The sequence below is a fragment of the Atopobiaceae bacterium genome, from assembly GCA_022483015.1.
Taxonomy (GTDB): Bacteria; Actinomycetota; Coriobacteriia; order Coriobacteriales; family Atopobiaceae; genus JALCUE01.
This window is the reverse complement of sequence record JAKVOB010000001.1, coordinates 263,948-282,333: the sequence shown is the minus strand read 5'-3', so window position 1 is coordinate 282,333 and position 18,386 is coordinate 263,948. Positions and strand designations below refer to the sequence as shown.

At 65.1% G+C, this 18,386-nt stretch carries 15 protein-coding genes and 1 tRNA gene; 14 read left to right on the top strand and 2 right to left on the bottom strand.

What is annotated here, in order from left to right:
• The first annotated feature begins 1 nt into the window (after position 1).
• On the top strand, positions 2–319 hold the full coding sequence (locus tag LKE50_01250; protein MCH3967267.1) for a PTS galactitol transporter subunit IIB: 318 nt from the start codon (positions 2–4) through the stop codon (positions 317–319).
• Positions 320–341: 22 nt separating this feature from the next.
• Here the strand turns inward: LKE50_01250 and LKE50_01245 are convergent.
• A tRNA-Glu gene (locus tag LKE50_01245) sits at positions 342–416 on the bottom strand.
• Positions 417–950: 534 nt separating this feature from the next.
• Between LKE50_01245 and LKE50_01240 the strand changes: the two genes are divergently transcribed.
• The 5 genes from LKE50_01240 to LKE50_01220 all read left to right on the top strand — a co-directional run bounded on the left by LKE50_01240 (position 951) and on the right by LKE50_01220 (position 10,159).
• Positions 951–4,037: a bacterial transcriptional activator domain-containing protein gene (locus LKE50_01240; GenBank protein MCH3967266.1), complete on the top strand. Its 3,087-nt coding sequence runs from the start codon at positions 951–953 to the stop codon at positions 4,035–4,037.
• 193 nt (positions 4,038–4,230) lie between these two features.
• Positions 4,231–7,056, top strand: a complete 2,826-nt coding sequence (secA, locus tag LKE50_01235; protein MCH3967265.1) for a preprotein translocase subunit SecA — start codon at positions 4,231–4,233, stop codon at positions 7,054–7,056.
• Positions 7,056–8,183 (top strand): peptide chain release factor 2, encoded by a 1,128-nt coding sequence (prfB, locus tag LKE50_01230; protein MCH3967264.1) that lies wholly within the window; start codon positions 7,056–7,058, stop codon positions 8,181–8,183. Before secA ends, prfB begins: the two co-directional genes overlap by 1 nt.
• 77 nt (positions 8,184–8,260) lie before the next feature.
• Positions 8,261–9,136: a YitT family protein gene (locus LKE50_01225; GenBank protein ID MCH3967263.1), complete on the top strand. Its 876-nt coding sequence runs from the start codon at positions 8,261–8,263 to the stop codon at positions 9,134–9,136.
• Between the two features lie 15 nt (positions 9,137–9,151).
• Positions 9,152–10,159, top strand: a complete 1,008-nt coding sequence (locus LKE50_01220) for a LacI family transcriptional regulator (GenBank protein MCH3967262.1) — start codon at positions 9,152–9,154, stop codon at positions 10,157–10,159.
• A 4-nt stretch (positions 10,160–10,163) separates the two neighbouring features.
• Here LKE50_01220 and LKE50_01215 read toward each other — a convergent pair whose 3' ends face one another.
• Positions 10,164–10,937: a DeoR/GlpR family DNA-binding transcription regulator gene (locus tag LKE50_01215; protein ID MCH3967261.1), complete on the bottom strand. Its 774-nt coding sequence runs from the start codon at positions 10,935–10,937 to the stop codon at positions 10,164–10,166.
• 266 nt (positions 10,938–11,203) lie between these two features.
• On the opposite strand from LKE50_01215, the gene LKE50_01210 reads away from it, so the two are divergent.
• The 8 genes from LKE50_01210 (at position 11,204) to fsa (ending at position 18,381) form a co-directional block, all read left to right on the top strand.
• The gene (locus tag LKE50_01210; protein ID MCH3967260.1) at positions 11,204–11,665 is read left to right on the top strand and encodes a PTS sugar transporter subunit IIA; all 462 of its coding nucleotides are present in this window, start codon (positions 11,204–11,206) and stop codon (positions 11,663–11,665) included.
• Between the two features lie 47 nt (positions 11,666–11,712).
• Positions 11,713–13,242 (top strand): PTS ascorbate transporter subunit IIC, encoded by a 1,530-nt coding sequence (locus LKE50_01205; GenBank protein MCH3967259.1) that lies wholly within the window; start codon positions 11,713–11,715, stop codon positions 13,240–13,242.
• Between the two features lie 94 nt (positions 13,243–13,336).
• Entirely contained in the window at positions 13,337–13,651 is a 315-nt protein-coding gene (locus LKE50_01200; protein MCH3967258.1) for a PTS sugar transporter subunit IIB, read from the top strand.
• Between the two features lie 27 nt (positions 13,652–13,678).
• Positions 13,679–14,728 (top strand): hypothetical protein, encoded by a 1,050-nt coding sequence (locus LKE50_01195; protein ID MCH3967257.1) that lies wholly within the window; start codon positions 13,679–13,681, stop codon positions 14,726–14,728.
• Between the two features lie 27 nt (positions 14,729–14,755).
• Positions 14,756–15,874, top strand: coding sequence for an L-ascorbate 6-phosphate lactonase (ulaG, locus tag LKE50_01190; protein ID MCH3967256.1), 1,119 nt, complete (start codon positions 14,756–14,758; stop codon positions 15,872–15,874).
• A gap of 9 nt (positions 15,875–15,883) precedes the next feature.
• Positions 15,884–16,579 (top strand): L-ribulose-5-phosphate 4-epimerase, encoded by a 696-nt coding sequence (locus tag LKE50_01185; GenBank protein MCH3967255.1) that lies wholly within the window; start codon positions 15,884–15,886, stop codon positions 16,577–16,579.
• Positions 16,557–17,486 (top strand): L-ribulose-5-phosphate 3-epimerase, encoded by a 930-nt coding sequence (locus LKE50_01180; protein MCH3967254.1) that lies wholly within the window; start codon positions 16,557–16,559, stop codon positions 17,484–17,486. The genes LKE50_01185 and LKE50_01180 overlap by 23 nt, the downstream gene beginning before the upstream one ends.
• A 229-nt stretch (positions 17,487–17,715) precedes the next feature.
• Positions 17,716–18,381, top strand: a complete 666-nt coding sequence (gene fsa, locus LKE50_01175) for a fructose-6-phosphate aldolase (GenBank protein ID MCH3967253.1) — start codon at positions 17,716–17,718, stop codon at positions 18,379–18,381.
• The last annotated feature ends 5 nt before the right edge of the window (positions 18,382–18,386 follow it).

Sequence of the window (18,386 nt, the reverse complement as noted above, 5' to 3'; positions counted from 1 at the left end):
CATGAGGAAGATCGTCGTCGCGTGCGGAACGGGCATCGCCTGCTCGACGGCCATCGCGGCTCGCATCAGCGACCTGCTCGACGAGGCGGGGTATGCCGGCGACTACCAGCTGGTCCAGTGCCCCGTCAACAAGGCCCCTGCCGAGTGTGCCGATGCCGACCTGCTGGTGGCCACGGTCGTGCGTCCTGATGACGTGAGCTGTGACTACGTCTGTGGCGTCCCGCTCCTCACGGGGGAGGGCCGCGCGGAGGCCCGCGCGCACATACTCGGTGTCATGGGAGGGCCTGACGGCCGCAAGGGTCCCTCGCCAGAGGCGTGAGGCCGCGGCCATGGACGCAAGATGGTGCCCCCAACGAGATTCGAACTCGTGTCGTCGCCTTGAAAGGGCGATGTCCTAACCGCTAGACGATGGGGACGCGGGCCTGAGTATAGCAAAGGCACGGCCAGGGGTCCTCGATGGCCTCCCGGGACGCAGCTGCCTGCCGCCCGCCGCCTGCCGATGCGCATCCCTCGCAAGTTTCCCTGACGTCCAATCTGAGCAGCACGTTGTCCGACTGGTATCAGCAGGGCGGGATTCTCGCCAAAGGCGAACGGGACGCCATGGCCTGCGAATGGCGTCACGTGCGGCGACCGTTGTGGGCGGGTGATGAAGCCGGTGGGACGACTGCCGCCCGATGCTATTAACGTACATATGCGGACCAGGCAGTTCGACGCTCCCGTGCCTGATATGTCATCGAGAATAAATATTTAAATATAACATAGCTTGAGGTCATGGCGAGGTTACTGAAGAGCACTTGAAAAGAGCCAGTAACAAGGGCCCCGTGCGTGATACGATTCGGCTCCGCCGCGCGAGACGGCGTGGCGTCGTCCCTGAGCGCAGGAAGGGAGCCAGGATGGTCGAAGCACGCGAGGTGTCCGGTCGTCTCGGTAGGGTGTCGAGGAGCCTCCGCATGGGCGGTGAGAGCACCCCGGACGGCGTGCGCGTCACGAGGGTGGCGGCCATGGCGCTCCTGCATGACGCGCTCGAGGAGTCCCAGCTCGTGGCACTCGTGGGCGAGATGGGCGTCGGAAGGCGCGGGCTCGTCGAGGCGGAGCTCTCGAGCCGTTCGGACCATGGGGGGATTGCCCTCAGGGCCGACCTCGGAGGGCTGTCCGCCGATGAGGCGGCCACGATCGTGGCCGGCCTGGTCCCTGGTTGCGAGGACGGCGTCGCGCAGGGGTCCGCGGTCACGCTCGGCCTCATGGAGATGCCCTTCCTCGAGGGTCCGCCGCTCGAGACGGTGGCGAGCGTCCTCAGGAGGCTCGAGAGGTGCGGCGTCAGCATCATGGTGACGATGCATCCCGAGGGGGAGACCCTCGTGGAGGAGCTCCCCGGATGCGTCTCCCTGCATGCCGAGGACCTCGTGGTGGGCAGGCACGAGCTGCGCTCCTGGGGCCCACGGTTCGTGGACGTGCCGCACAGGTGGCTGCTCCAGGCCTCGCATGGGATCGCCTCGCTCGTCGCGGCGTTGCGTGACTCCGACGAGCCGTTGGGGCCAGGGGCCCCGCTCGAGGGGGAGCCGTGGCGCACCGCGCTCCGTCGGCTCACCGAGGACGCCCTCCGTCCCGGCCTCATGGAGGAGGAGCGCTCGCTGCGTGCCGCCATGCTGGTGCTGGGGAGCGGGACGTTCGAGCAGGTATCGGGACTCGGGCTCCGTGTCGAGGCGGACGTCGTGTGCGGCATCGCGCGCGATGCCCCGCTGTTCGGCATCGACGTCGAGCGGGGGACCTTCTCGTGCGTCACGCTCCCCGCGGAGGAGACGGGGCGGATCGTGAGGCCGTTCGCCACCGACCATCCGAAGGTGCTGCGGGCCGAGGTCGACCTCCTCATGCAGGACGGGCGCTTCTGCCAAGGGGCGGGCATCGCGAGCAGCTGCCTCCCGAGCGAGGAGCTTCCGGGCCTCGTGGCCGAGTGGCCCATGGAGCTCGTGGATGCCGGCTTCGTGACCCTCGTCCGGAAGGGTGCCCAAGACGGGGCGGAAGGTGACCTCGGCCTTGCCGTCGCGCAGGTCGCCTGTGACGCGCTCGTCAGCGAGCGTCGGGACTGCTCCCGTTCCTGGTCATGCGTGCACGCGGCCTTCGGGGGCACGGACGCGGACGGCGCGCAGGCCTCCGGTCCCATCGTGCGCGAGGGGTCGTCCCGTGAGGCGACGATGGCGCTCCAGGCCGAGCTCATGGGGGCGGTCCGGAGGATCGGGCATAGGGCCGATGCGAGAGGTGCGGGGTGCCCTGCCCTCGACCTCGTGCTCGAGAGGGCGAGGGCGTCCGAGGACGGGATCGTGAGGGGCCTCGCGCTCCACCTGCGCGTCGCGCGCGAGCTCATGGACGGCAACCCCGCTGACGCCTATGCCGAGCTGGCGGGCTCCTGGGAGTCACGTGATGGGTCCACCCTCACGGCGATGCTCCTGTGCTGCGACTACGAGCTTGCCTCCGCGCTCATGGGGCGTGCGGCGAGTCCCCTGGACCTGTCGTCCTCCGTGCGATGTGCCCGGCTCCTCGAGCGGAGGGGCCTGTGCGACCTCAGGGCATACCGTGGCCTCGTGAGGGACGCCTGCTCGCTCCTCTCCGGCAGGGCCCTCGACGTCGAGGGGGCGCAGCGGGGGCTCTCGCGGGCATCACGTCGCAAGGACACGGTCATCCAGGCCTGCATCCTCGTGGTCCAGGGGTATGCCGCAGCCTGCGAGGGCCTCTGGGCCAACGCACATGTCTATGTGATGCGTGCGCAGAGGTGCGCCCTGCGTGCGGGGGCCGGGTACCTCTGGTCCGTCGCGAGCCTGGTCGACGCCCTCTCGCAGGGGAACCTCGGCGAGTGGGCTGCCGCCCAGGACCTCTCGCCTGCCTTCGAGAGGGTCGGGTCGGCCCGGGCGGTCGACCTTCTCGCACGGCTCGTCCGCGCGGTCGGCGCCGGGCGGGAATCCGAGGCCGAGCGCGTCTCGGCGCGCCTCGGCAGCCAGCCCTGCACCGCCGTGCTGCGGCCGCTCCTGCTCCTCGTGGCGGGAGGGGACGACAAGGTGTCCAGGGGCGTCGCGGCCACGCTGGGGATCCCCTGGGCGAAGGCGCTCGAGCAGGCGCGAAGCACGCGTGTCCCCGAGGCCGTCGGACAGCCGGACGTGAGCATGGGGGCTGCCAGGGAGCCCGGTCCCGTCCCGCGCGTGCCGTCAGACGGCCCGTCCAGGGTGGTCGAGGAGGCGCGGATACGGCTGCTGGGAGACTACGTCGTCCAGGCAGGGCCCAGGACGCTCCTGTCGGGATCGTGGCAGAGGAGGTCGGCGGGCCTGCTCGTGGCGCTGCTCGCCACGGAACGGGGGCACATCATGCCCCGCCATCGCATCATCTCGATCATCTGGCCCGGCATCGACCTCATGGTGGGGAAGGACCGCCTGTACACGGCTGCCGCCTCGGCGCGCACGGCCCTGGGAGGCAAGGGGTGCCGCTTCATCGAGTCGCTCCAGGGCAGCCTGTCCCTGAACCCCGAGCGCGTGTCGTGCGACGTCGACGCCTTCGAGGAGCTCGTCCGGTCCCTCGCCTCGTCGGGGCCGTCGGACGTCGAGGTCGTGGAGCGCTGCCACGAGGTCCAGTCGCTCTACCGTGGCGACCTCTACGTGCCGCCAGGCGTCGGGTCGGGCTTCTTCACGAGCAGGAGGAACGAGCTGAGGAAGCGCTACGTCGACGCGATGGTGCTGGGCGTCGAGGCAGCCGAGAGGCTCGGACGCCATGCGGAGGCGCTCTGGTTCGCCGACGAGGCGTGGCCCGGGTCGGAGGGGCGCGAGGACATGGCCATGAGCTACATGAGGGCGCTCGCTGCCACGGGACGCGCCTGCGAGGTGGGCACGGTCTACGAGCAGCACTCCCTGAGGGTCATCACCGACGTGGGGAGACCTCCCTCCCCGCGGATGCGCTCGTTCGTCGCGCAGCTGCTCAGCAAGGGCCAGAGGCCGGAGGACGCCGGCGGCTATACCGTCGACCTCGCGCTGGGAGGCCTCGTCCCACAGTCCTGAGGGAGGTGCTGGGGCGGCGGCTGCCGCACGTGGCGAGACACGGCCCCGGCCCGCCCGTTCCTCTCGTCTCCCTGGGTTGCGCATATTGTGATGGGGGCCAAGGACGGGCAAGCGCATCGCGGCTGGTTGCTAGAGTGGAAGGGCAACCGCTTGGCGCACCTGAGGCGCGCCTGAAGAATACAGAGGTACACGTATGCCCAACCTGTTCTCAAAGATTCTCTCCGTCGGCTCCGACAAGGAGCTCAAGGACTTCGAGAAGCTTGCCGCGCGCGTGAACGACTGCGGACCCACCTTCGAGAAGATGGATGACGAGGAGCTCGCCGCCTGCACGCCGGCCTTCAAGGAGCGCGTGGCGAACGGCGAGTCGCTCGACGACCTTCTCCCCGAGGCGTTCGCGTGCGTGCGCGAGGCCTCGGCCCGCACGCTCGGGATGCGTCACTTCGACGTGCAGGTCATCGGTGGCATCGCACTCCATCGCGGCATGATCGCCGAGATGAAGACGGGCGAGGGCAAGACGCTCGTCTCAACGCTCGCCGGCTACCTCAACGCCCTGTCGGGCGAGGGGGTCCACATCGTCACCGTGAACGACTACCTCGCCAAGCGCGACTCCGAGTGGATGGGCCAGATCTACCGCTTCCTGGGCATGCGCGTGGGCCTCATCCAGAACGGCATGAAGCTCGACGCCAAGGGCCCTGCCTACCAGGCGGACGTCACGTATGGCACCAACTCCGAGTTCGGCTTCGACTACCTGCGCGACAACATGGTCTCGCGTGCCTCGATGCGCGTGCAGCGCGGGCACAGCTACGCCATCGTCGACGAGGTCGACTCCATCCTCATCGACGAGGCCAGGACGCCCCTCATCATCTCGGGCGCCGGGACCAAGTCGGCGAGCACCTACAAGGACTTCGCCCGCGCCGTGCGTGGCCTCACCGCTGACGTCGACTTCGAGATGGACGAGGCCAAGCACACCATCGCCACCACCGACTCCGGCCTCTCCAAGATCGAGCGCGCGCTCAACATCGACATCTACGGCGACATGTCCGGCCAGCTCGTCAACCACCTGCAGCAGGCCCTGAAGGCGGAGTACATGTTCCACCGCGACCAGCAGTACGTGGTCGTGGACGGCGAGGTCAAGATCGTCGACGAGTTCACGGGCCGCATCATGGAGGGCAGGCGCTACTCCGAGGGCCTGCACCAGGCCATAGAGGCAAAGGAAGGCGTGCTCGTACGCGAGGAGAACCAGACGCTCGCCACGATCACGCTCCAGAACTACTTCCGCCTGTACGACAAGCTCTCGGGCATGACCGGTACGGCCATGACCGAGGACGCCGAGTTCCGCGAGATCTACAACCTCCCCGTGCAGGCGATCCCGTCCAACAAGCCCGTCATCCGCGAGGACCACGAGGACCGCATCTACCGCAACGTCGAGTACAAGTTCAACGCCGTGGCCGACGACGTCGCCGAGCGCCATGCGGCCGGCCAGCCCTGCCTGGTGGGCACCGTCTCCATCGAGAGCTCCGAGCGCCTCAGCCGCATCCTCGACAAGCGTGGCATCGACCACGAGGTCCTGAACGCCAAGTTCCATGAGCGCGAGGCCCAGATCGTGGCCCAGGCGGGCCGCGAGGGCGCGGTCACCATCGCCACCAACATGGCCGGCCGTGGCACGGACATCCTGCTCGGCGGCAACCCTGACGTGCTCGCCGAGGACATGCTGCGCGAGCAGGGGCTCGACCCCGACCTCGACCCCACCGACGCCACCGTGGCCGGCGAGTCCGACGATGCCGACGAGGGGGGGCAGGCTCCCACGCCAGAGCAGCGCGAGGCCGCCATCGCCGAGGCCAAGCAGATCTGCGCCACCGAGAAGGAGCACGTCATCGCCGCCGGTGGCCTCTGCGTCATCGGCACCGAGCGCCACGAGTCGCGGCGTATCGACAACCAGCTCCGTGGCCGCGCCGGTCGTCAGGGAGACCCGGGCGAGACGCAGTTCTACCTCAGCCTCGAGGACGACCTCATGCGCCTGTTCGGCGGCGACCGCATGGACCGCATCAGCACCATGATGCAGAAGTACGACATGCCCGCCGACATGCCCATCCAGGCCAAGATGGTCTCGAAGGCCGTCGAGAGCGCCCAGCGCAAGGTCGAGGAGATCAACTTCTCCATGCGTAAGAACGTCCTCGACTACGACGACGTCATGAACCGTCAGCGTCAGGTCATCTACGAGGAGCGCAACAAGATCCTCGACGGCAAGGACCTCATGGCCCACATCGCCGACGTCACGTACGACACCTGCGACCGCGAGGTCTCGCAGTACTGCTCCGACGACCAGCTTCCCGAGGACTGGGACGAGAAGGGCCTCAAGAAGTGGCTCTCCGAGCTCACCGGCCGTCCGGACGTCCCGAGCATCGACGAGGACGACGACGAGCAGGCCGTGGTGGAGCGCGTGGACGACTTCGTGGACACGTGCTTCTCGCAGAAGGAGGAGCGCCTGGGCAAGCCCATCATGGACGAGCTCTCCGCCCAGGTCATGCTCCGCGTCATCGACACCCGCTGGATGAGCTACCTGCAGGAGATGGACTACCTCAAGACGGGCATCGGGCTCCGTGGCTTCGGCCAGCGCGACCCGCTCGTGGAGTACAAGCAGGAGGCCTACCGGGCCTTCACCGAGCTCGTCAACACGATGTACGAGGACTTCCTCCGCACCATCCTTCGCATCGAGCTGGCACGTGCCCCCCAGCCCGAGCCCGCAGACACCGGTCTTTCCGGCGCCAGCTACTCGGGCCCGCACGACGTCGACGGCGACCAGGGGGCCAACTCCACGCTGCGCTCCCAGGCGGCGTCCGCGCCCGCGGCGGCCCGTGGCGAGCGCGTCGCGACGGCGGCCCCCCAGGCGGCCCCCGACAAGCCGCAGACCTACCGCAAGGCCGACGACCCCGACCCCTACGTGGGCGTGGGCCGCAACGACCCCTGCCCCTGCGGCAGCGGCAAGAAGTTCAAGAACTGCCACGGCAGGAACCGCTAGTGGCAGAGATCACCAAGGCGGACCTTGACACCCTCGCTGCCCGCCTTGACGAGGTGGAGGGATACCTGCACGTCGATGACAGGCGTGCGCTCGTCTCCGAGCTCGAGGCGACAAGCGCCGCCCCGGGCTTCTGGGACGATGCCGACGCGGCAAGCGCCACCATGGAGCGGCTCGCGCGGGCGCGGGGCGACGTGGCCGACATCGAGGCCGCCCGCTCCAAGTTCGACGACGCCGAGGCGGCCTTCGAGCTCGGCGAGGAGACCGGTGACGAGTCCCTTCTCGACGAGGCCGAGGCGATGGCAGCCTCGCTCACGCATGACCTCTCCGAGCTCGAGCTCTCGAGCTGGTTCACCGACGACATGGACCACGGCGACGCCATCGTCACCATCACACCTGGCCAGGGCGGCTTGGAGGCCCAGGACTGGTGCGACATGCTCTTCCACATGTACCTGCGCTACTGCGAACGTCGCGGCTGGAAGGTCGAGGTGAACGACGCCCCGGTGGCTGACGTCATCGGCATCGACCGCGCCACCTTCACCGTGGGCGGCAAGAACGCCTACGGCATGCTCCGGGCCGAGCAGGGCGTCCACCGCCTCGTGCGCATCAGCCCCACCGATGCCAAGAAGCGGCGTCAGACCACCTTTGCCGGCGTGGAGGTGCTGCCCGTGCTGCCCGACGACGTCGAGGTCGACATCGACCCCTCCGACCTGCGCGTCGACGTCTACCACTCGAGCGGCCCCGGTGGCCAGGGCGTGAACACCACGGACTCCGCGGTGCGCATCACGCACATCCCCACCAACACGGTGGTCACCTGTCAGAACGAGCGCAGCCAGATCCAGAACAAGGCCTCGGCCATGAAGATCCTCCGGGCGCGCCTGTACGAGCAGGAGAAGGCCAAGCGCGAGGCCGAGATTGACGAGCTCCGTGGTCCCAAGCACGAAATCAGCTTCGGCAACCAGATCAGGAACTACGTGCTCTATCCCTTCCAGCTCGTCAAGGACCCGCGCACCGGCATCGAGACGGGCAACGTCGACGCCGTGCTCAAGGACGGCGACCTCGACGACTTCATCGTGGGATATCATCGCTGGGTCGTGGGTGGTCAGAGGCCTGCCGCGAACGCCGAGTGACGGCTTCGCGCTTGTTGTGAGGTCACCGTCGGGTGACCCTTGGGGGGCGTCGGTCTGGAGTCGGGCGGAGGGTGGTCATGGAACAGGGGAGGTCCAGAAGGGGCGTCCTGCGCGATGCGATCCTCATCTGCGTGGGGTCGTTCGTCTTCGCAGTGGGCATCGACTGCTTCCAGGTGCCCAATGGGCTCGCTGCCGGCGGGGTCACAGGCCTTGCGACCGTGATCCGCGCCGCCGTGGCGCCCTCGGGCATCGACCTCCCCATCGGCCTCCAGACCCTTGCCATGAACGCCCTGCTCATGATTCCCGTGATCCGCTCGGGCGGCCTGCGCTACGCCACACGGACGCTGGCAGGGATCATCGCCTCGGCCGTCTTCACCGATGCCCTGGCACCGGTGCTTCCCGTGCTCGGTGGCGGCGACCTGCTGCTGTGCGCCCTCTACGGCGGCCTCGTCTCGGGATTCGGACTGGGGCTCGTCTTCCGCTCCGGTGGCAACACCGGCGGGACCGACATCATCGCCCAGCTCCTCTCCAAGCGGACGTCGGCTCCGGTGGGCACGCTCTCCATGGTGTGCGACGTGGTGATCGTGGTCATCTCGATCCCCGTCTTCTCGCTGGACAACGCCCTGTACGCTGCCGTGTGCATGTTCATCACGGGCCGGCTCATCGACATGGTCATCGACGGCCCCCGCACGGAGCGGGCAGCCTGGGTCATCTCGAACGAGCACGAGCGCATCGCCAACGACGTCATGTACGAGATGGGCCGTGGCTGCACCGAGATCCAGGCGCGCGGCGTCTGGTCGGGCAATGACCGCCCGATGTTGTACGTTATTCTCAGCAGGGGAGAGATCGGGATGCTGAAGACGATCGTCTCCGACATAGATCCCGATGCCGTCGTGGTGATATCCGAGGTCCACGAGGCATTCGGCGAGGGGTTCCGGCAGATAGGTTCCTGAGGGAGGATGACCACGGTGTCAGACAAGGTCACGCTGCGGGACATCGCCGACGAGGTGGGGCTGTCCATCACGTCCGTCTCGCTCGTGCTGAACGACAAGCCCTGCCGTCTCTCGCCGGCGAGCAAGGACCGCATCCGCGAGTGCGCCACGCGCCTGCACTATGTGCCCAACCAGATCGCGCGCAGCCTCGTCATGCGGCAGACCCACACCCTGGGCCTCGTGGTCCCCAACATCGAGAGCCGCTTCTTCGCGAGCCTGGCCAAGAGCCTGGAGGAGCGGTGCCGCCAGGACGGCTACGCCCTCTTCATCACCAACTCCAACGACCGCTCCGAGAGCGACCTCGAGCTCATACGCATGCTCGTGGAGCGTGGCGTGGACGGCCTGTTCCTCGTGGTCTCGAGCGAGGTCGGCGAGAACGACGAGCTGGTCCGGGCCATCTCGGAGCTCTCGGTGCCCGCCGTGCTGGTGGACCGCGTGCTCGACGGCGTCCCATGCGACCGTGTGCAGTTCGACAACGAGCTGGGGGCCTACCTCGCCTGCCACTACCTCATCGAATGCGGCCACAAGCGGGTGGCTGCCGTGGTGAACGCGACGGGCTCCCGGAGCGGTCGCGAGCGCCTGGCGGGATACCGGCGCGCCATGCGCGAGGCCGACCTCCCCGTGGCGCCCGAGTACGTGATCGAGGCCGACTATCACATCCCCAGCGGGTATGCGGCGGGGGCGACCCTCATGGGCACGGACGCCACGGCCGTCTTCGCCTCGAGCGACAACATCGCGCTGGGACTCCTCAAGTACCTGCACGAACAGGGGATGCGGGTCCCCGAGGACTACTCCATCGTGAGCTACGACAACTCGGTGGCCGACACGCTCTTCGAGCCTACGCTCGCGGCCGTGGACCAGGACGTGGTGATGCTGGCCGAGCATGCGGTCTCGATGCTGCGCGAGCGGCTGGTCGACGGCCGGACCGAGCCGCGGCAGGAGCTTCTGGCCCCGAGGCTCGTCCAGGGCGGCAGCGTGCGGTAGGCGGTCACGACTTTGTGAGCGGCACCTTCTTGATCGCATGGATGCCGCACTGCCTCAACACCGCGAGGGCCTCATCGTCTGCGGCCTCATCGGTTATGAGCAGGTCCGTCTGGTCACATGTTCCATAGCAGAAGCTCGCCGTCACACCGATCTTGGTGTGGTCCGCCAGCATGACGCACTGGTCAGCTCGCTCGACCATGAGGGAGTTGACGGGCGCTTCCTGCGATGACATCGTGGCGATGCCACCTTCTGCGGAGATACCGTTGCAACCCATGAAGCACCTCACGGCCGTGACCCTCCCTATGTTGGAGAGCGCGAACGGTCCCGACATGGACCACTTGGGAACCCTGATCTCCCCTCCTGTGAGCAGCACCGTCATGGTGGGTGAGAGCGGGGTCTCGAGGGCCTTGCCATTGTTGGTGATGACGGTGACGTTCTCCGCGGTGATGAACTCGATCATACGTAGCGCGGTCGAGCTCGTGTTTATGAAGATGGTGTCACCGTCGCTCACGAGCCTGGCGGCCTCCCGTGCGATGGCCTGCTTTGCACGTACCTGGTTCGAGGCGAGCTCGTTGCCGAGGGGATCCTTCAAGGTGGCGGTGCCGTAACCACGTTCGAGGATGCCCTGTTCGGCTAGGGAGTCAAGGTCTCGCCTGATGGTGAGAGGGGATACCTGGAACCGCTCAGCCAGGTCGTTCACCTCGGCACTTCCGTGCGATTCAAGGAACGAGGCAATCGCCTCGCGGCGTTGTGCGACGAAGGCTCTACTGTTGCGCATGGGCCGCTCCCTTCCGTCGTGGCCAACCCTGTTTGGGCGACTGGACATTGAGTATAGACTACCGACGATGCGATATGAACGATATGAACGATAGTTAATGAATATGAACGGTATCAATTCGACCGCGAGTGGTCAATATGCTATTCCTCCAACGAATTCCAGGGATCTATGTTAAACCGTTGCTAGAAAGTACATACCATTCATTAAATACGAACGTTATGAACGGTATGAACAAGATGGGGATAGGGAAAGGAGAGGAAGCAGAAATGCTGCTTAGGGAGATCTACGAGAGCAAGCACTACACCCTCACGGATGGTCCGTTCTCATGGCAGGATGCCATTCGCGAGTGTTGCAAGCCGCTCGAGGCCGACGGTACCGTCGACCCCGTCTACGCTGACGAGATCATTGCCTGTGTCGAGAAGCATGGTCCGTACATCGTCCTGATACCGGGTGTGGCCATGCCGCACTCCACCGAGAACGCGAAGGGCTGCAACAAGACGGCCATCGGATTCATGCGGTGCGCCACCCCGGTTCACTTCGAAGAAGGCAACCCTGAGAAGGACGCGCAGGTCTTCTTCACCCTCTGCGACACGGATCCCGATGCGCACCTGGCAAACATGACCAAGCTCTATGCGGTCCTCTCCAACGACGAGGCCATCGAGAGGCTCAAGGCCGTACAGGCTCCCGAGGACCTGCTTGAGATCGACAAGATCGTCAACGACGGCTAGCACGGCAACAAGCGATTGGGCCTGAGAGGCCCACAAGGAGGTAGAAGATGCTCGATGCAATCATGGCGGTCTGGGACTATTTCGCAGCCAACATCCTGACGCAGCCAGCCTACTTTATCGGCGTCATCGTCGTCATAGGTTATGCACTGCTCAAGAAGCCCTGGTACGATGTCCTCGCAGGCTTCATCAAGGCCGTCGTCGGCTACCAGATCCTGCTCGTGGGCTCGAGTGGCCTGGTCTCCGCGTTCCGTCCCGTCCTCGTGGGCCTCAAGACCCGCTTCAACCTCTCGGCCATGGTCATCGATCCCTACTTCGGCCAGAACGCCGTGCAGGCTGGCCTCGAGGATGCCAACGCTCCCTCGTTCATCCTTGGGCGGTCCTTCTCGCAGGTCATGCTCCTGCTCCTGTTCGCCTTCATTCTGAACATCGTGCTCGTGGCCCTGAAGAAGTACACCAAGTGCCGCTCGATCTTCACGACCGGCCATGTCCAGGTCCAGCAGGCAGCCACCGCATTCTGGCTCATCCTGTTCTGCTTCCCCCAGCTCGACAACACGGCGGTCCTCATCGTGATGACGATACTTCTGGGACTGTACTGGGCTGTTGGTACCAACCTCTGCGTAGGTCCCACGCAGGACCTCACGGATGGTGCCGGCTTCTCCGTCGCTCACCAGCAGATGTTTGGCATCTATGTCACATCCAAGCTTGCTGAGCGCATGAACAAGCATGCCAAGAAGGCATCCAAGCGTATCGAGGACATCAAGCTCCCCGGTTTCCTCAAGATCTTCAACGAGAACCTCGTGGCCACGGCCATCCTCATGACCGCGTTCTTTGGCGTCATCCTTGTCATCCTTGGTAAGGACTTCCTGGTCGAGCAAGGCTTCCTCACGGAGAGCCAGGACTTCTTCTTCTACATCCTCACGACCTGCTTCTCGTTCGCCGTCTACCTCTCGATCCTGCAGCTCGGCGTCCGTACGTTCGTGACCGAGCTCACCAACTCCTTCCAGGGCATCTCGAGCAAGCTGCTCCACGGCTCCGTCCCTGGTGTCGACTGCGCCGTCACCTATGGCTTCGGTTCCCCCAACGCCGTGACCATCGGCTTCCTCTTCGGCGCTGCCGGACAGTTCCTCGCCATCGGCACCCTGCTTGTGCTCCAGAGCCCCGTCATCGTGGTCGCTGGCTTCGTGCCGCTGTTCTTCGACAATGCCACCATCGGCGTCTATGCCAACAACAAGGGTGGCATCAAGGCCTGCATGCTCTTCCCGTTCATCTCGGGCCTGCTCCAGGTCTTCGGCTCCGCGTTCATCGCCAGCTGGGTCGGTATGGCGGCCTATGGCGGCTACCTCGGTATGTGGGACTGGGCCGTCGTGTGGCCGATCTTCACGGTGGTCATGAAGTACCTGAGCTACGCCGGATTCGCCATCGTCGTCGCCGCGCTGCTGATCATCCCGCAGCTCCAGTACCGTGCCCATAAGGACACCTACTTCATGGAGACCGAGGACTACCAGAAGTGCAAGGACATCCGTGCCAAGCAGGCGGCGGAAGCGGCAGCGGCTGCAGGTAAGGAAAAGGCGGCCTAGCTTCGATCGGACTCTGGTGCGCCGCTCGGTCGGGCAGATCGGGCGGCGCACCAAGGAATGGACGAATCTGCCCCCAACCAAAGGAGTGGTCTCAATGGCAGCATCAGCAAAGATCCTGGTCGCATGCGCGAACGGTGCCGGCACCTCGCTCATGATGAAGATGACGGTCGAGCGCGTCGCCCAGAAGCTCGGGATGAACGTCTCTGACATCCATCACTGTGCCCTCTCGGAGGGTGTCTCAAGCGCTCGCCAGTATGACATCGTCTTCGCACCGCTCAACTTCCTGAACATGTACGACGACGCCGTGAAGGCGGGTGTAAACGTCATCGGCCTGCGCAACGTTCTCTCTGACGCCGAGGTCGAGGAGAAGCTCAAGGCGACCGGCGCCGCAGAGAAGTTCAGCAACTAGCGAAGAGCCTGGAACGGAAGGTCAACCATGAAGTTCGAGAAGCGCAGCATCGCCTCCATGCCCAAATGCTATGCAATCGCGATGTTCGATGGTACGGATGCCAAGAGCTTCCTCATTGGGGTCGAGAAGGAAGGTCCCACGAGGCGCTTTGCCCTCGACGGCACCCCTCTGGAGACGGTCACGGCGGGTCCTGGTGGCGTCATGACCATGGTGCAGGTTCCGGGGCGTGCGGACCAGTTCCTCTCCACCACCGAGTTCTTCTCGCCTAACTGCGGCGGTGACGATGCGCACATCTCCACCTATACCAAGGCGGACGATGGCGCCTGGTCGAGTGCGACCCTCTGCGATCTGCCCTACGTCCATCGCTTCGGCATCCTCAAGGGTGAGGACAAGACTCTCTGGCTTCTGGCCTGCACCATCAAGAGTGCCTGTGCCTACAAGGAGGACTGGCGCTTCCCTGGTAAGGTCTTCGCGGCACCGCTCACGGGAGACCTCGAGCGCTATGGCAAGCAGAGCCAGCTTGCCCTCACGACGCTTCGTGAGACCCAGCTCAAGAACCACGGGTTCTATACCGCACCCGACCGCACTTTCGCGCTCGTCTCGACCGATGACGGGGTCTTTCGCTACACCCCGCCCATGACCCCGGACGGTGAGTGGCAGATCGACCACATCACCACCGAGCCCACGAGTGACATCACGCTCGTCGACCTCGACGGAGATGGGAAGGACGAGCTGCTATGCCTCTCTCCCTTCCATGGCGACACGATCAGCGTCTGGCATCTCGATGACGCCGGGACCTATCGGTGTGTCTGGACGGATCCAGAGAAGCGTCCCTTCATGCATGCCATCTGGGGCGGCTCGCTCAACGGGAATCCCTGCGCGATTGTAGGTCATCGCAAGGGTGACCGTGACCTGCTCCGTATCTGGTTAGAGCAGGGCACCTATCACGTCGAGGTCATAGACCACGACTTCGGCCCCACGAACGTCTGGGTCTATGGCAACGGCGACCACGACACCATCGTTGCGGCCAACCGTGAGACCGACGAGGTCGCGCTCTACGAGGCCGTCCAGGACTAACCCAACACAACACAGAAGGAGGTCACCATGTCCGAGATTTCGGAGATGACCAAGGACAAGTGGATCAAGAGCACGTTCCCCGAGTGGGGCACATGGCTCAACGAGGAGATCGAGAACACCAAGGTGGAGCCAGGGTCCGTCGAGATGTGGTGGTTGGGCTGCACGGGGATGTGGATCAAGACCCCAGGCGATGCCAACATCACCATCGACCTCTGGGCCGGCAACGGTAAGCGCACCCACGGGGACGGCAAGATGAAGGTCGGCCACCAGATGGCCAACATGGCCGGCGTCCGCGCCATGCAGCCCAACCTGCGCAACATCCCCTTCCTCATCGACCCGTTCGAGGTCAAGCATGTCGATGCGGTGCTCGCGACCCACTATCACCAGGACCATATGAGCAAGGAGTTCGCAGCCCACGTGATCCAGTCCGGCATGACCACCACCGACAAGGACGGCCACGAGATCCCCGTGCCGTTCATCGGCCCCCAGAAGTCCGTCGACTTCTGGGTCAAGTGGGGCGTGCCCGAGGACCGCTGCATCGTCGTGAAGCCGGGCGACACCATCAAGATCAAGGACCTCGAGATCATCGCGATGGACTCGTTCGACCGCACCTGCATCACCACGACCGACTCCACCGGTCCCGACCGTGAGGACCTCTGGGGCAAGTGCCCGATGGACATGGACGAGAAGGCCGTGAACTACCTCATCCGCACCCCTGGCGGCAACATCTACCACAGCGGCGACTCGCACTATTCGATCTACTTCGCCAAGCACGGCAAGGACATCGCCAAGAAGTACGGCGGCGTCGACGTGTGCTTTGGCTCGTATGGCTGCAACCCCGTCGGGCTCCAGGACAAGATGGAGGCCACCGACATCCTGCGTATGGCCGAGGCGCTCCAGGCCAAGGTCGTCATCCCCATCCACTATGACGTCTGGACCAACTTCCAGGCCGACGTGAACGAGATCAAGGTGCTCTGGGAGATGCGCAAGGATCGGCTCGACTACCAGTTCCATCCCTTCTTCTGGGAGCCGGGTGGTCACTACACCTATCCTGCCGACAAGGACAGGATGGCCTATCACCATGACCGTGGCTTCCATGACTGCTTCGACTACGAGCCCAACGTGCCGTTCCGCTCGGTCCTCTAGGAGGCACTCATGCTGGAGGAACTCAAGCAGGCCGTCTACGAGGCGAACATGGACCTGCCGGCCCACGGGCTGGTCACGTTCACGTGGGGCAACGTGTCCGGCGTCGACCGCGAGCGGGGCCTCTTCGTGATCAAGCCCTCCGGCGTCGCCTACGACGAGCTGACGCCCGACATGATGGTGGTGTGCGACCTCGACGGCAACCGCGTGGAGGGGGACCTCAACCCGAGCTCGGACACGGCGACCCATGCCGTGCTCTACCAGGCGTTCGGCGACGTGGGCGGCATCGTCCACACGCACTCGCCCTGGGCCACGTCCTGGGCGCAGGCGGGGCGCGCCATCCCGTGCTACGGCACCACGCACGCCGACTACTTCTACGGTGACATCCCCTGCGCCCGCAACCTCACCAAGGCCGAGATCGACGAGGCCTACGAGAGGAACACGGGCGTGCTGATCGCCGAGCTGTTCGGCGAGGGCGGCTACGACCACGTGGCGGTGCCGGCCGTGCTCTGCAAGAACCACGGCCCCTTCGCCTGGGGCGCCGACCCCGCCGAGGCCGTCTACCACGCCGTGGTCCTCGAGCGCGTGGCCGAGATGGCCTGCAAGACCGAGACCATCAACCCCCGCGTGAAGCCGGCGCCGCAGGAGCTCCAGGACAAGCACTACCTGCGCAAGCACGGGCCTGATGCGTACTACGGCCAGAGGTAGGGAAGGCGAATCCATGGGAGGAGCGTGCATGAGCGAACAGTATCTTCTCGGCATGTATGAGAAGGCGCTCCCAGCCGAGCTTGGGTGGTCGGAGCGTCTTTCGGAAGCTCGTAAGGCCGGGTTTGACTATGTCGAGATGAGCATCGACGAGACCGATGAACGGCTGACGCGTCTTGACTGGAGCATTACGCAGAGGCGTGACCTTACCCATATGATGGACGAGACGGGGGTGCCCGTCGGCTCGATCTGCCTGTCTGGCCTCCGGCGCTTCCCCTTTGGGCACCCGGACAAGGACGTGAGGTACCGAAGCCTCAAGGTCATGGGGGACACCATCAACCTGGCTTCTGACCTTGGTATCAGGATCATCATGATTCCCGGCTATGACGTGTATTACGAGAAGGCGAGCGACGAGACGCGCGTTCGCTTCCTGCAGACGCTCTCGCGGGCAGTGGACATGGCGGCCTACGCAGGCGTGTCGCTTGGTTTCGAGACCATGGAGACGCCCTTCATGGACACGGTAGGTAAGGCCATGCACTACGTGGACCTTGTCGACAGTCCATATCTGGGGGTCTACCCCGATCTCGGCAACGTCTCGAACGCCTGCTTGGCTACGGGGGAGTCTGTTGCCAAGGACATCCGAAAGGGCGCTGGTCACATCTTTGCGGCTCACTGCAAGGAGACGAGCGAAGGACGCTATCGAGAGGTCCCCTATGGGACGGGGACCACTGATTACGAGGGCTCTCTCCTGGAGCTTGCTCGTATGGGGGTCCGTCGTTATGTCGCAGAGTTCTGGTATACGGGGAGTGAGGCCTGGCGTGATGACGCGGGCTTCGCATCTACCTTCGTAAGGCGTCGGATCGACGCCGCATTTGACGAGGTACTGGCATCTGCAACGTGTGTTGCCTAGGGAGCGTGTCGCGTGGTCCGTGAAGGCCACGGCAAACCGGTAACTCTGGTGCCGTCGTGCGACTATGGAGTTCCCTCGGCCTGTTCCCGTCTGCCAGGAAAGCCCGACCGCTCACAGGTGATTTCTGTGAAGCCATTGAGCTAAAACGTTTTAGCTTGGTAAGATGCAGAAGGTACGCCAGAAGCACGTCGATGCCGTGGGTGCATCCCGCGGCCGAGAGGAGCACGTCATGAAGTTCTTCATTGACACGGCAGACCTTGATGAGATCTCGGAGGCCATGAGCTGGGGTGTCCTCTCAGGCGTCACCACCAACCCGAGCCTGTACTGCAAGACGGGCGGCAAGCTGGCCGACTTCGAGGCTCACATGGGCAAGATCTGCAAGATCTGCGAGGGACTTCCCGTCTCGGCCGAGTCCACCGCCAAGACCGCCAAGGCCATGATCGCCGAGGGCGAGCACCTGCACGAGATCGCCCCCAACATCGTCGTCAAGCTGCCGGTCTGCACCGATGGCCTCGCTGCCACGCACGCGCTCGCCCAGGAGGGCATCCCCGTCAACATGACGCTGGTCTTCTCGGCACCCCAGGCCCTGCTCGCGGCTCGTGCCGGTGCCCGCTACGTGAGCCCGTTCGTCGGCCGCTTCGATGACATCGGCGAGGACGGCATCGAGGAGCTCGCCACCATCGTGCAGTGCATCCACAACTATGACTTCGGGCACGAGGTCGAGATCATCACCGCCTCCGTGCGCACCCCCAACCATGTCACGCAGGCCGCCCTCATGGGTGCCGACATCGCCACCGTCCCGTTCGGCGCCCTCGGCAAGTGCATCAAGCACCCGCTCACCGACCAGGGTCTCGAGAGGTTCGACGCCGACTGGAAGAAGGTCGTCGAGGGGTAAAACGT

Excerpts from the sequence above, each read along its gene's own strand:
- LKE50_01195 (MCH3967257.1), top strand. The coding sequence starts at position 13,679 with ATGAAGTTCGAGAAGCGCAGCATCGCCTCCATGCCCAAATGCTATGCA.
- ulaG (MCH3967256.1), top strand. The coding sequence starts at position 14,756 with ATGTCCGAGATTTCGGAGATGACCAAGGACAAGTGGATCAAGAGCACG.
- LKE50_01180 (MCH3967254.1), top strand. The coding sequence starts at position 16,557 with ATGCGTACTACGGCCAGAGGTAGGGAAGGCGAATCCATGGGAGGAGCG.
- fsa (MCH3967253.1), top strand. The coding sequence starts at position 17,716 with ATGAAGTTCTTCATTGACACGGCAGACCTTGATGAGATCTCGGAGGCC.
- LKE50_01225 (MCH3967263.1), top strand. The coding sequence starts at position 8,261 with ATGGAACAGGGGAGGTCCAGAAGGGGCGTCCTGCGCGATGCGATCCTC.
- LKE50_01250 (MCH3967267.1), top strand. The coding sequence starts at position 2 with ATGAGGAAGATCGTCGTCGCGTGCGGAACGGGCATCGCCTGCTCGACG.
- secA (MCH3967265.1), top strand. The coding sequence starts at position 4,231 with ATGCCCAACCTGTTCTCAAAGATTCTCTCCGTCGGCTCCGACAAGGAG.
- LKE50_01200 (MCH3967258.1), top strand. The coding sequence starts at position 13,337 with ATGGCAGCATCAGCAAAGATCCTGGTCGCATGCGCGAACGGTGCCGGC.
- LKE50_01205 (MCH3967259.1), top strand. The coding sequence starts at position 11,713 with ATGCTCGATGCAATCATGGCGGTCTGGGACTATTTCGCAGCCAACATC.
- LKE50_01210 (MCH3967260.1), top strand. The coding sequence starts at position 11,204 with ATGCTGCTTAGGGAGATCTACGAGAGCAAGCACTACACCCTCACGGAT.
- LKE50_01240 (MCH3967266.1), top strand. The coding sequence starts at position 951 with ATGGGCGGTGAGAGCACCCCGGACGGCGTGCGCGTCACGAGGGTGGCG.
- LKE50_01185 (MCH3967255.1), top strand. The coding sequence starts at position 15,884 with ATGCTGGAGGAACTCAAGCAGGCCGTCTACGAGGCGAACATGGACCTG.
- LKE50_01215 (MCH3967261.1), bottom strand. The coding sequence starts at position 10,937 with ATGCGCAACAGTAGAGCCTTCGTCGCACAACGCCGCGAGGCGATTGCC.